The 13006-nt window shown below is 63.5% G+C and carries 8 protein-coding genes; 2 read left to right on the top strand and 6 right to left on the bottom strand.

What is annotated here, in order from left to right:
* Nucleotides 1-12: 12 nt before the first annotated feature.
* The 6 genes from cysD to QWI75_RS01170 all read right to left on the bottom strand — a co-directional run bounded on the left by cysD (nt 13) and on the right by QWI75_RS01170 (nt 9953).
* Nucleotides 13-810 carry a sulfate adenylyltransferase subunit CysD gene (gene cysD, locus QWI75_RS01195; RefSeq protein WP_289266857.1) on the bottom strand — a complete coding sequence of 266 codons (798 nt, stop codon included), beginning with the start codon at nt 808-810 and terminating at the stop codon, nt 13-15.
* A 190-nt stretch (nt 811-1000) separates the two neighbouring features.
* Entirely contained in the window at nt 1001-2401 is a 1401-nt protein-coding gene (locus QWI75_RS01190; protein WP_289266856.1) for a sigma-54-dependent transcriptional regulator, read from the bottom strand.
* Nucleotides 2376-4400, bottom strand: a complete 2025-nt coding sequence (locus tag QWI75_RS01185) for a sensor histidine kinase (RefSeq protein ID WP_289266855.1) — start codon at nt 4398-4400, stop codon at nt 2376-2378. The genes QWI75_RS01190 and QWI75_RS01185 overlap by 26 nt, the downstream gene beginning before the upstream one ends.
* 90 nt (nt 4401-4490) lie before the next feature.
* The gene (locus QWI75_RS01180) at nt 4491-4820 is read right to left on the bottom strand and encodes a P-II family nitrogen regulator (protein ID WP_289266854.1); all 330 of its coding nucleotides are present in this window, start codon (nt 4818-4820) and stop codon (nt 4491-4493) included.
* A 108-nt stretch (nt 4821-4928) separates the two neighbouring features.
* Entirely contained in the window at nt 4929-8228 is a 3300-nt protein-coding gene (locus tag QWI75_RS01175; RefSeq protein WP_289266853.1) for a DUF2309 domain-containing protein, read from the bottom strand.
* 33 nt (nt 8229-8261) lie between these two features.
* Complete coding sequence (locus QWI75_RS01170; protein ID WP_289266852.1) at nt 8262-9953, bottom strand: proton-conducting transporter transmembrane domain-containing protein; 1692 nt, start codon at nt 9951-9953, stop codon at nt 8262-8264.
* 300 nt (nt 9954-10253) lie between these two features.
* Here QWI75_RS01170 and hypF point away from each other — a divergent pair, with 300 nt between their 5' ends.
* On the top strand, nt 10254-12710 hold the full coding sequence (gene hypF / locus QWI75_RS01165) for a carbamoyltransferase HypF (RefSeq protein WP_289266851.1): 2457 nt from the start codon (nt 10254-10256) through the stop codon (nt 12708-12710).
* 12 nt (nt 12711-12722) lie between these two features.
* A complete protein-coding gene (locus tag QWI75_RS01160) occupies nt 12723-13004 on the top strand; it encodes a HypC/HybG/HupF family hydrogenase formation chaperone (RefSeq protein ID WP_289266850.1) in 282 nt (93 codons plus the stop codon).
* The last annotated feature ends 2 nt before the right edge of the window (nt 13005-13006 follow it).

The following is a 13006-nucleotide window of genomic DNA, read 5'->3' as shown; positions in this document are numbered from 1 at the left end:
TGTCCGCAGTCGTCACATGTGCCCGAGCTTGCGCAGCGTTTCCATGCCGCGGCCCTCGTCCTGCGCGCGGCCGGAGCGTTCCGCGACGGTCGTCGTGCGAAGCTCGGCGATGATCTGCGGAATCGTCGACGCGCAGGAATTGACCGTGCCGGTGCAAGGGACGCAGCCGAGACTGCGGTAACGCGTGCCGTTCCCCTGGTCGAAGTAGAGCGGCGGGAGGGGAATCTGCTCAAGCTCCAGATACTCCCAGATGTTGAGCTCGGTCCAATCGAGCAGCGGATGGACCCGAACATGGGCACCGGCAGGGAAGGTCGTATTGAACTGGTCCCATAGCTCGGGCGGTTGGTCGCGGAAATCCCATTCACCGTGCTTGTCGCGGAGCGAAAAGTACCGTTCTTTCGCCCGAGTCCCTTCTTCGTCCGCGCGGATGCCGAGGATGACGGCCGTCCAGCCGTGCGCGGCGATCGTCTGCTTCAACGCCTCGATCTTCATGGCCGTGCAGCAAGTGACGCGCCCGCGCTCGGGTCCCATCCCTCCGGCAAGCGCGTCCTTGTTCTGGCCCACGACGAGATTGAGCCTCCACTCGCGACATAACCGGTCCCGGTACTCGATCAAAGCCGGCATTTCATAACCGGTGTCGATGTGCACCAACGGAAAGGGGACGTGGCCGAAAAACGCCTTCCTCGCAAGCCAGAGCAGCACGGTCGAGTCTTTGCCCATCGACCAGAGCATGGCCAGATCGTCGAAGCACTTGTAAGCCTCGCGTAAAATATAGACGCTGTGGTCTTCCAGCACTCGCAGGTGTTGCATCGTTCCCTCCGAACGCACGGGCGCTTCATTTCGTTGTTCCAAGTCTTGTGCCGGATCCGAGAAGGAGGCGGAGAGAACGCGTGTTGCCTTGGTCCTTGCACAGCTCGCACGGGACGCGTGTGCGCCTGAGCCGGAGCAGACAGGCACGGCTGTCGGGGACTGCAATCCAACCAGATCGAGGCCAACAGGCTTATCTCCTCCGCCGCCGGTCCAGCATCCAACGGGTGATACCGAGCTGCTTGGCGGCGAGAGTCTTGTTGCCGCCCGTCCGCCGCAGCACCTCATTGATAATGCGATCCTCGAGGTCGGCGAGGGACTGCTCGCCCACTCGAAACGTGAGCTGGACCAGAGCCGGGTCGAGCCAGCCGGCTGGAACGGACAGCGGTGCGGAGGCACCTATGGACGACGTGACGGGGCTGTCCTGCACGTCAGAGGGAAAGTGAGACGCGTCGAGGGACTCCTCGGAACAGAACAGGACCGCACGCTCCATCAAGTTGCTCAATTCCCGGACGTTCCCCGGAAATTGGTAGCGAGACAAGACGGCGACTGCGCTTTCTCCCAACGTGCGAACCGGCTTCCTGAATGCAAGCGCGGAACGAGCCAAGAACTGTTCAGCGAGCGGAATGATATCTTCGCGGCGATCCCGCAGCGGTGGCACGGTTAACGTGACCACGTTCAGCCTGAAATAGAGATCCTCTCGAAACTCTCCCTTGGCCACGGCTTCTTTTAAGTTGCGATTCGTCGCGGCCATGAACCGGACCTCCACCGGGATCGTCGTCGAGCCTCCGATACGTCGCAGCGCCCGTTCCTCGATCACCCGCAGCAATTTGGTCTGCAACGGAAGGGGCAAGTCGCCGATTTCATCGAACAACACGGTGCCGCCTTCAGCCATTTCGATCAAGCCGCACCGCCTGCCACTGGCGCCTGTGAAGGACCCTTTTTCATGCCCGAACAACTCGCTCTCGAACAGCTCGCGGGGAATCGCGGGACAATCGACCTCGATGCAGGGTTTGTGGGCCCTTGCGCTGTTGAAGTGGATCACACGGCCCATATACTGCTTGCCTGTGCCGGTCTCTCCCTGCAAGAGGACCGTGACGCGGTCGTTCTTGGCCAGCTCGCGGACCCGGGCGAGAAAACTCTGGGTAGTCGGGCTCTTGGCGATCACGCGGTCGAGCGCATAGCGCGCCGATTCTTGCCCACTCTGCAAGCGAACCTGCCGCTGGAGCGTCAAGAACTCCGTCGCTCGATTCAGCGCGTGTTGGAGGTCCTCCATATCGATGGATTTGGCGACAAAATCGAATGCGCCCAGCTTCGTCGCTTCCACCGCGTCCTTCACCGTCCCCCTGGCAGTCAACAGAATCACCAGCAGATGGGGAGAGGTCTGCTTGACCCTGGCCAGCACGTCGAGACCGGAGAGCTTGGGCATAACCAGATCGAGCACCAGAATATCCGGTTCGTAGGAGCGCAGCAGCGCCAGCGCCTCTTCCCCTGATGCGGCGGTCTGCACGACGTAGCCCTGGTTGCCGAGGCGCAGCGCGAAAGCCTCGCGAACGGACGCCTCGTCTTCAACCAGCAACAGGTGCCACGTCATGGCAGACCTCTTGTTTCACCGGCAACCACACCTCGACTACTGCGCCGCTTCCCGTCGGACTTTCGATCGCCAATTGCCCGCCATGCCGCTCGATGATGTCATGGGTGATCGTTAAGCCCAGGCCAACGCCCTTCGCCTTGCCGTTGGTAAAGAACGGCTCGAAGATACGCTGCAAATCCTCCGGGGGGATGCCTTTGCCCGTATCCGAAAACGTCAACAACAAGCCGGGGCCCCGTTTGGTATCCGGCCTGGCCGTGATCGTCAGGTCGCCCCCGTTGGGCATGGCGTCGATCGCGTTCATTATGATGTTGAGACAAGCCTGCTGGATGTGCGCGCGCGAGGCCTCCACTTGCGGCAGGTCCGGGGCGATGGCCTTCTTCACGTTGATCTGCTGGTTGTGTAGGTTCGGCCGGAGCAGCGTCAGCGTGTCGTCGATGAGCGACGGAAGGTCGCAGGGCCGGAGATCGAACGGACGCGGACGCAATTGGCCTAAATGGGTCTCCAGCAGCTCGTCGATACGGGCCGCCTCCCGGGCAATGAGGCGGCAGCGGTCGCGCGCGGCCTGCGGCAACTGCTCCTGCTCGGCCAGATGTGTCGCGAGGCTCCCGAGCCCGATGAGCGGATTGCGGATCTCGTGCAGAATGCCGCCGGCCAGTTGCCCCACCAGCTTGACCTGCTCGGTGTGACGCAGCGCCTCCAACATCTGCTCCCGCTCGCTCAGGTCGGTGAGGATCGCCAGGTAGTATTGGGTGATCTCGTCGCGATCCTTCACGGGGCTCACGCTCTCCCAGACCAGGAATTCCGTGCCGTCCTTCCGGCGATTGACGAAGCGGTCGACAAACGGCTTCCCTGATCGGATGGCGTGCCAGAGCCGCTCGTAAAATTCAGGCGAATGCTTCCCGGACTTGAGGATCGACGGCCGCTGTCCCAACGCCTCCTCGCGCGCCCAGCCCGTCATCCGTTCCAGCGCAGGGTTCCATTCGAGGATCCGGCCGTCGGTGTCGGTCAGCATGATGCCGTCTTGCGCCGACATGAACAGACGGTGATAGAGATCGATTTGGGCGTCGGCCCTCCGCTTTCGCTCCAGGACGGTGGCCACCGTATTGGCCACCGTGCATAGAAATGCCTGCTCTTTCTCCGTGAAGTCCCGGACCTGTTTCGAATGGGCCGTCATCACCCCGTAGACCTTGTCTTCGACCAACATCGGCACGCACATCCCGGCGATGCCGCCGTGCTCGGTCAGCAATTTCGACGGGGTGAATCGTGTCTCTTCACGAAGATCGCGCACGACCACGGGCAGCCGCTCCCGGATAGCGAACCCGGCCTGCGAGTGGGTCCCTCCCTCGATCGTCAGTTTGCCGATGAACTCTTCCTCAATGCCGACCCCGGCCACGACCGCGAGATGATCATCCGATTCCCGGGCAATCAGGATCTTGCACAGATCCACCCCCAATGCCTCAGCCGTGAGTCGAACGGCCTCGTTCATCAATGCCTGGGCCGGCTCATCACTGACCGCCAGCGTGCCGATCCGGGCCAGCACGGATTGGAAACAGGCCGCCTGCGCCGCCTCCTGCGCGAGCAACGTCCGTTCGGTGACGTCCTCCAGCACCATCAGCACTCCGCGCTCGCCTCGATAGGGCACCACGTTGAAACGACACTCGTAATGGAGCGGGTGGCCCTGACGATCCTTCAGCCGGTATCCGGACAACTTCTTCGCACCAAGCGGGCGCCGATTCCACAGGATGGCTTCATCGAGGAGGCTCTTCCTCAACCGATGCTCGATCCCGTCTGCGCGAAGTTCCGTCGCCTCGACCAGCTCCGCAAAATGCGAGTTTTCGAAGATCAGGAGGCCGTTGCAGACGAAGCAGAGACCGCCTTGAATGCAGTCGCTGACCCAGGCCAGCACTTCGGCCGCCGCCACCTCTGATTGGACCGGCGAGGTCGTTTTGGATCGAGGGCGATGGGAGGAGGTCATGGGGTCCCGCATCTTCGGCTCCACGCGGGCTCCGTTCGCCGCGGGAGCGGACGAAGGCAGTATATCGGCCCGGGCTCGGGATCGTCGAGAGCCGGAGGAGCGGATTCGACCAGATCAGGTCGCCACGAAATGCTCCCGTCGGGTCACCGCGACGTCGCTCACGAACATCGCGCCCGAATGTTTGTTGAACAGAGGTGTCAACCCGGCCAGGATCGGCTCGATCCGCTCCTCCGGGACCACGGTGAAGACGATCACTTGGCTACTCGTATCATCGAACAACAAGTGGCCTTCGTGGAATCCATGATGGCCCTTGCCCGAGACATTGTGGATGATCGTGTAGCCGGTCGCGCCGACTCGGTCCAGCACATCGGTCACGATTCTCAGGTGTTCGCCCTGAACCACGATCCTGATTTCCTTCATGGGATGCAGCGTCAACCTGCTCATAGGTCCTCCCTCGTCAACATGGCTCGTCAAGCCGCCGCGCGGCGCCTCGACCGTAACGACCGTCGCACCTCATCACCGCTCCGGTCTTCCGCTCAAGCCCCGGTCGCGTTACCGCACCCCGGTGACCTGTCCAGGGTCTTGCAACGGCTGACTCTCTCCGGCGGCGGTCAGGCCTGCGATCGACGCATCACCTGGCTCCGACGGCGCCGGACTCGGAACCGCCTCCCAACCCGCCATCAACTCATAGCGAGAGAACCGGCCGTCGGTCGGATCCAAGACCAGCAGCGACACCCAGCCTTGGTCGAACAATTGCTCAAGGTGCGGATGTTTGGAGATCACGTCTTGGACCCTCTTGACCGGCGCCTCGATGACCGCCAGCAACCTCATGGGCTCGTGATAGGGGGCCGGCCCGTTCAGGACGGTCTGGGCGGGCAGTCCGATCCGCAGATCGCTGCCGGCCCCGCTCATGACGCCCACCCGTCCGACGACATTGTGATACACCTTGCTGCCGCTCCCATAGACCTCGTTATCGACCGTGGAGAAGTAATGCTCCATGTTGATCCATTGGGCCACGACCAGGGGAGCGGTCATGATGGTTTCGAGCAGCTTCCCCGATTCATCCTGCCGGTGATCATAGGAGTGGAGGAAGGCCCGTCCTCGTAGGTTTACGGTTCTGGTCAGTTCCCGCCGTCCGATGACCATGAGGCTGTTCTTCGAGAGTCCCCACTCCGGACGGACCTGCGCCCAGTCGGTGCTTCGCCGCGCGGCTCTCGACCGCGCCGCGGCTCCATCGCGGACGGCGCCCCCGTCCAGCGCCGCGCCCCGCTCCAGGGCGGCCTGCGCGCCGGCTTCCTTGAGGTCCGCGATCAGGCGCGTAAGGTCCTTGCGATGGGTCGCCGGCACGTCCTCAAGATCCACGATCCGCACGTCGTCGCAGGTCGTATCGTGCACCGCGGCCGCGAAATGGGTATCGTTGGGAATGGCGATGCCGCGGGTCCGCAGCAGGTCGCGGACAGCCTGCCGGTTGGCCATCGCCGCGAAGGCCCTGGCGTTCGGCAAGCCGTTGTTGCCGCCGCAAGCTCCGCAGTCGAGCGCGGATTCATAGGGATTGTTGTCGGACGTGCTGCCGTGGGCGCAGACCACCATCAACCGCGCAAAGCCGGAGGTGAGCCCCATCAACCTGAGCGCCGCCTCTACGCCGTAAGCCTGTTCCGCGACGGAAAAGCCGTGGTGGGTGATCCGATGGAGGCGGACGGACATCCCGCGCGGGGTGAGGTCGAGTCGATGACGCAACCGCTCGTAGAGGGCGGCTTCATCGGCCGGCCCAATTCCCAATGCTTTGGCCACCTCGACCCCGCCCGCTCCGTTCGTGCCCTCCAGGACGCGGAGGCGAATGGCTTCGATCAAGGCCGGTGTCACGGTCGAGCCCCGGAGGGCGAACTCGGTCCGCAGGATTTCCCGGATGCCGGCGCGCTGTTCGGCCGCCATCATCTCCGTGGCTTCCTCTCTGGTCAATTTGTCGATCGTCAAGGTCGTCGCCAGGGAAGGGAGGAGGAGCCGTCGCAAGGCTTGAGCGATCCGCTGGTACCACAGCGGACAGAGCGTTTTCCCGAAGAGCGGCAGGCCGAAAAACCACCCCAGCGCCTCGACCATCACATAGGGCGTGATGACGTTTTCCTTCAGATCGTGCAGCAGGGTATGGCCGACCTTGGCGAGCCGGGCCCCCAAACGATGCCGCTCGGCCGCCTGCCCGTGGTAACTCCGGGGAATCTCCCTGATCTGATTCCTTGGCTTGAGCAAGACCGGACAGTGGGTCACGCTGTGGTCCGCCCCGAACCCCTGATACTTGAGCGGGATGCCGAAGAATCCCGCCAGGCCCAGTGTCTCATAGCCGCCAAGATTCTCCAGGTGCCGTCGCAGCACCTCCGACCGCACATCGATGCAGAAGACCATCTGGGCCAACGGCCTCGATGACTGCGCCGTCTCCACCTGGCCGCCGCCCTGCCGCGCCTGCTCGAACGTTCCGGTCAACTGTTCGACGACCTGACGGCGCTGGCGCGTTTCCAAGGCCTCCAGCCACCGGCGGCTCTGTTGGGAAGCGGGAAACCCCTCCAGCCAATTCACGACCGTGAGCGCATCGGCCGGGGCCGTCTCGGTGATCGAGTCCGGCCTCACGCCGATCGCGGCCGCCAGGCCGAGCAACTGCCGCGCCGCCCGTCTCACCCGCTCAGCGGCGCGCCGCTCGACCGTCTCGTTGCAGAGTTTCTTTGCCGCTTCGTTCCGCTCTTCCGCCGATTTCTGGTTCCAGGTCCGCACCAGCCTGTGGGCGGCTTCGGCGACCGTCCGCGGGAGCCTGCCGCCGGTCAGCTCGCGACGAAGCCAGTAGGCATGGGGAGCCCGATCGACATCGTCGCGGATGGCTTCATGCTGCCCGTCGAGGCCGAGCCGATCCCGGCAGGCCAGGGCGACCAGTTCGCGTTCATAAAACAACCGCACGGCCAGATACTTCACCAGATCGATGGGATAGCGCACTTGCCACGGATAGTCCGGTTCGCCCGATCGCCACTTGATATAGCCCGTCCAGCCGGGCAGGGCCGCCAAATGCAGGGCGAAGTAGGCCTCCCAGGAGGGCTTCGGGATCTTCATCGCGGCGAGATGCCGAAGCAGCGCGTCTTCCGGTCGATCGTCCAGTGCGGCGATCTTGGCCCCCGCGTCCTTGATGCCCAACAACCGCAGCGCGGCATCGTACCGAGTCAGCGCCTTCCAGGCCCGATAGAAGGTCCGTTCACGGCGCGGCATCACCCAAGACGCCTCGCCCTCGTCCAGGAACACGCTGCACCACTTGATCAACTGCTCGTTGATCGTGGCGACCAGCTCCGTGCCCAGCGTCTGGTCGCACCAGGCCGACAAGGTCTCTTTGGACAAAAGCTCGATGGATTCCCACTGCGCAGGCGGCTCTAGGGGCGTCCCGAACCCCGAACCCAATGAGGCTTTCACCCAGGCTGCCAGTCGGTCCGCCTCCTCCGTTCGAGATGACGAGCCGGAAGGGTCGGCCGCCAGCTCCCCCAAGCCATGGATCATGGACAGGCGAAGCACCTCAAGGTGCGAGAGCACTCTCCCCCCGAAGACCACCTGAGTCCCGGTGGCGATCGACGAGAGCACTTGTGTGAGATCCTCGACGCGGACGAGGCCCTGCTCGAAATACCGGCGATAGGCTCCGTTGGGCAGGTACCCGCGCCCGCCGAAGAGTTGTTCGCCGCGCTTCACGGCCTGATCGAAGGGAAGATTTTCCAGGCCATGCAGGGGATTGTGGTGAATGAAGGTCCGCATGGGCCAGTACTGGGCAATCGCCTCGCCGGCCAATTGCACATACGAGCGCACCTCCATCCGTTCTGCGTCGGAAAACATGCGCGATTCCGCCGTCATGCCGCCATCACCCCGCTAGCGGCGGCCGTCGGCGTCGCAGGACAGGCGACGGGACGGCCGTTCAAAGGTCCGCACGAGATCTTCCACATAGAGTCCGTTGAGAAAGGCCACATAGGCCCTGGTTCGAAGGCCTTCGATCCACGCCGGCACGAGCACTTTCACGCCGCGAGCCGTTCCGTAAATCAGGCCCCAGACGGCCACGATGAGGACCGCCGAGAGGCCGATAAAGGCATCGAACAGATACGGATGCCACTCGGCGGCCTGGAAGTAGGCGTCTGCCTCTCCCGGACCGGGATAGAGGAAATGGGTGAAGGCTTCGCCGGCCCACAGGTAGGTCATCCCGATCAAGGCGAGCGCCCCGACCATCGTCAGCGACACTTTCCAGGACGCTCCGCTATGCGCCCGGTAGAGGCTGAACATCACTTGGGACGACGTGACCCATCCGAAGAACAGGAAAATGACCGCTCCCTGCACGTCCAACAACGGGATGCGAACCACCCCATGGACGGCCAGCAAGATGATCAGCGGCAACACCAGGGTCACGGTGAGGCCGGTGCCCCAGGTGATCGCCGAGAACGCCCCGGCCTGCTCGATCTGCGCTGCAGGTGGGAGCTTGAACTCCTTCCTGGCCTTGTGAATGTTCGTGCCGGAGTTCAAGAACAGCGTGGCCTTGAACAGTCCATGGGCGCAGAGGTGAAACACCGCCAGCGCGAAGGCGCCCAATCCGCACTCCATCACCATGTAGCCCATCTGTCCCATCGTGGAGTAGACCAGCGTCCGCTTCACGCTGGATTGTGTCAGCATCGTGGCCGCGCCGATCAAGGCCGTGAGCCCCCCGATCAGGAACATCAGATTGAGAGTCGTCGGCGCGGACCCGAACAACGGGGCCAGCCGGTTGACCAGGAAGCCGCCCGCGTTCACGATGCCCGCATGCAGCAGAGCCGACACCGGCGTGGGCGCCTCGATCGTGCCGGGGAGCCAGATATGAAAGGGAAATTGAGCGGACTTGGCCATCACGGACAGGAGCAGGAGCAGGGTCGTGACGAACGGGACATCCAGCTCCAACCCGGCACCGAACCATACGATAGTCCGTACCGGCGACTGCCTGATGGCCGCAAAGATCCCATCCAGATCCAATGTGCCACAGGTCGCATAGAGCACCAGCGCCGCCGCCGCGAAGGCGGTATCGCCGACTCCCTGAATCCATAACGTTCGCCTCCCGGCTAGGAGGGCGGCTGGGCTCGACCCCTGAAACGACACCAGCTTCACGAGCAGCCAGGTGACCAGATGCCAGCAGAGCAACAGCCACAGCAGGTTTCCGCTGGTCACGAGGCTGAGCAGGACGAACGTGAGCAGCCCCAGGAGCGAGAAGAACCGCACATAGCCCGCATCGCCGACCATGTATCGGCGCGAATAGACGTGAATCACCAAGCTGACCGAGGTGATCAGAACCATCATGACGGCGGCCAGGCGGTCGATCAGAACCGCATGGCTCATGGTTCCGGCGTTGACGTCCAGAATCGTCAACTTGACCGGTCCCGCTTGAAGCACGACCGTCATCATCGCGATGGATGACAAGGCCGACGCCCAGAGGGCCGCGATGCCGATCCATGCGCTCCGTTCTCCCAACTTCGACCCGCACAATGGGATCGTCGCGCCCGAGAGCAGCGGGGGGAGCAGGGCTACAGCAAGAAGAACCATCTCCATAGGAAAATTCTCCGCATGGGAGGCTATCAGCAAAAAGAGGACCGTCCCGGTCGGACTGTACAACAGCAAGGTAAGCTAAAGAAACTGCGGCATTATCGATGGGATGCTGTCGGCGGCGATGAACGACACCCAGGCGAGCGCGATTCCGCTTCGTGTATCCGCGCACGTCGGTGCGCCGGCGCACCGATTCAGACGGCTCTTGATCGTGTCGCAACCATCCCGCTAGACTGCGTCCTCTCCTTCCGTCTTACCAGTTTTGCTTTGGCCAACAGGTTTCTTTGAGCGACCCACATGGAGGACGTGACGACCCTCGATTTAAGAGAGACAACCGTGACGCAATCCCTTGCTTCACCTGCTTCACCGCTCACAGCCATGACGATCCGCATTCGCGGATTGGTCCAGGGTGTCGGATTCCGCCCGACCGTCTGGCGGCTGGCCCAGCGCCTCGGCCTGCGCGGCCATGTGTTGAACGATGGAGAGGGCCTGTTGATCCATCTAGTCGGCCTTCCCGATACCATCCGGCAATTCCTCGACGACCTCACGTCGCGACCGCCGGCCTTGGCCCGGATCGACGAGGTGATTTGCGAGCCGGCCCAGGCTCAAGACATTCCCCCGGACTTCACGATCCTCGCCAGCGCGATCGGCTCTGTTTCGACCGCTGTCCTACCAGACGCCGCGACCTGCGTGGATTGTCAGGACGAAGTGCAGGATTCCTCCGCGCGTCGCTATCGCTATCCGCTGGCGAACTGCACCCATTGCGGCCCGCGGCTGACGATTCAGGAACGTATTCCCTACGACCGGTCCGGCACCACCATGAGCCGGTTCGAACTCTGTTCCCCTTGTGCCGCCGAATGCAGGGACCCTCAAGACCGGCGGTTTCACGCGCAGCCGATCGCCTGTCACGAATGCGGCCCGAAGGTCTGGCTTGAGCGCGCCGACGGCACACCAATTCGAATCGAAAACCTTCCTCTGTTCGACGCCGTCGATGCCGCCTGCACCCTCCTTCAACAGGGCAAGATTTTGGCGATCAAGGGATTGGGGGGCCTGCAGTTGGCCTGCGATGCCTCGCGGGAGGAAGCCGTTTCGCGACTCCGTCGCAAGAAAGGACGGGATGGGAAGCCGTTCGCCCTCATGGCGCGCGATCTTCGGGTCATCCGCGACTCCTGCGAGGTCAACGAGCAGGAACAGGCGCTGCTTGAAAGCCCCGCGGCTCCGATCGTGATCTTGGCACGGCGCACCAGGACCGGTCCAGAGTCCAATCTCCAGGGCGCCATCGCCCCCAGCGTGGCGCCCGGCCTTCGCACGTTGGGCTTCATGCTGCCTAACACGGCCCTCCATCACCTGCTGCTTCAACGGATGGACCGCCCCGTCGTCCTGACCAGCGGGAATCGGTCCGACGAGCCGCAATGGATCGACAATGAGGAGGCCAAGACCCATCTGGGGGACATGGCCGACGCGTTCCTGTTGCACGATCGTCCGATCGCCCACCGGGTCGATGATTCCGTCGCCAAGGTCATGGCCGGCGCGGGGCGAATCTTCCGCCGCAGCCGAGGCTACGCTCCGGCGCCGATCGTGCTCCCACCGGAATTTGCCGAGGCGCCTCCTGTCTTGGCCCTGGGCGGGGAACTGAAAAATACCTTCTGTCTGTTCCAGGACGGTCGCGCGGTCCTGTCCCACCACATCGGGGACCTCGAAGATGCCTTAACCCTTGCGGATTATCGACGGGCGCTGGACCGATACCGTCACCTGTTTGCCCATGCTCCGGCGGTCCTCGCCATCGACCGTCACCCCGAATACCGGTCCAGCAAGATCGGGAGGGAACTGTCTGCGACGGAGGCCATCCCGCTCCACGAGGTTCAGCACCACCATGCCCACATCGCCGCCTGTCTCGCGGAGCACGGTCTCCCGCTCGATCATCCTCCGGTGCTCGGCATCGCCCTGGATGGGCTCGGGTATGGGGACGACGGGACCTTGTGGGGCGGAGAGTTCCTGGTCGCCGACTATCGTGCGGCCAGGCGGGTCGGGGCCTTCAAACCAGTGGCGCTGCTGGGCGGGGAGCAGGCGATCAGGGAACCCTGGCGGAACACCTACGCGCACCTGATGACGGGGCTTGGCTGGGCGCGCTTCGCGGAACGCTACGGTGAATTGGGTCTCCATCATTATCTCGCGGACAAGCCACGGACCCTGCTCGACCACATGCTCGCGCGAAACATCAACAGCCCTCCGGCCAGTTCTTGTGGGCGACTGTTTGACGCGGTGGCGGCGGCCATGGGCATCTGTCCCGACCGAGCGGGCTACGAGGGTCAGGCCGCCGTTGAACTCGAGCAACAGGTGGATCGCGCGGCTCTTGAAGAGGAGGACGAGGCCTCCGCCTATCCCTTCGCAATTTCTCTTCTCAAGGAGACCGGGATTCCCTCTCTCGACCCCACGGCCATGTGGCAAGCGCTTCTGGATGATCTTCTTCTGAAGACGCCGATCCCGGTCATGGCGGCGCGGTTTCACAAGGGACTGGCTCGCGCCATCTGCGCCATGGCGGATCGGACGACCCGAGACGAGAGAGGCGAACGAGCCGTCCGCCAAGTTGCGTTATCAGGCGGGGTCTTCCAGAATCAGGTGCTGTTCGAGCTGGTCGCAATCGGATTGGAGGCACTGGGCTTCCACGTGCTGGCTCACAGCGAGATTCCGTGCAACGACGGCGGCCTTGCGCTCGGGCAGGCCGTGGTCGCCGCGGCGCAGCAAGTGCCGCGTCGTCGGTGAGGGTCCCCTGGTATGTGCTTGGGCATTCCCGGGCTCATCGTCGAAATCATCAGCGAGCAGGACAATTTGGCCGTTGTCGATGTCGCAGGCGTGAGGCGAACGGTCAACATTGCCTGTATTGTGGACGAGCAGCACCGGCCGGAGGCCTGTCTCGGCGAGTGGGTGCTGGTGCATGTGGGGTTCGCGATGGGCCGCATCGATCCGACGGAAGCGCAGCGAACGATCGCCCTGTTGGCCGAGCTCGGGGAGGCACAGACAGAGGTCCGAGCAATGCGGACATCCGGACAGGCGTGAGG

It is taken from the genome of Nitrospira tepida, assembly GCF_947241125.1.
Taxonomy (GTDB): Bacteria; Nitrospirota; Nitrospiria; order Nitrospirales; family Nitrospiraceae; genus Nitrospira_G; species Nitrospira_G tepida.
Note: the sequence above shows the minus strand (reverse complement) of the source record. Positions and strands in the feature narration are given on the sequence as shown.

Bases quoted from the DNA above. Each gene is read 5' to 3' on its own strand.
- QWI75_RS01160 (WP_289266850.1), top strand. From the start codon at position 12,723: ATGTGCTTGGGCATTCCCGGGCTCATCGTCGAAATCATCAGCGAGCAG.
- QWI75_RS01175 (WP_289266853.1), bottom strand. From the start codon at position 8,228: ATGTTTTCCGACGCAGAACGGATGGAGGTGCGCTCGTATGTGCAATTG.
- QWI75_RS01170 (WP_289266852.1), bottom strand. From the start codon at position 9,953: ATGGAGATGGTTCTTCTTGCTGTAGCCCTGCTCCCCCCGCTGCTCTCG.
- QWI75_RS01190 (WP_289266856.1), bottom strand. From the start codon at position 2,401: ATGACGTGGCACCTGTTGCTGGTTGAAGACGAGGCGTCCGTTCGCGAG.
- cysD (WP_289266857.1), bottom strand. From the start codon at position 810: ATGCAACACCTGCGAGTGCTGGAAGACCACAGCGTCTATATTTTACGC.
- QWI75_RS01180 (WP_289266854.1), bottom strand. From the start codon at position 4,820: ATGAGCAGGTTGACGCTGCATCCCATGAAGGAAATCAGGATCGTGGTT.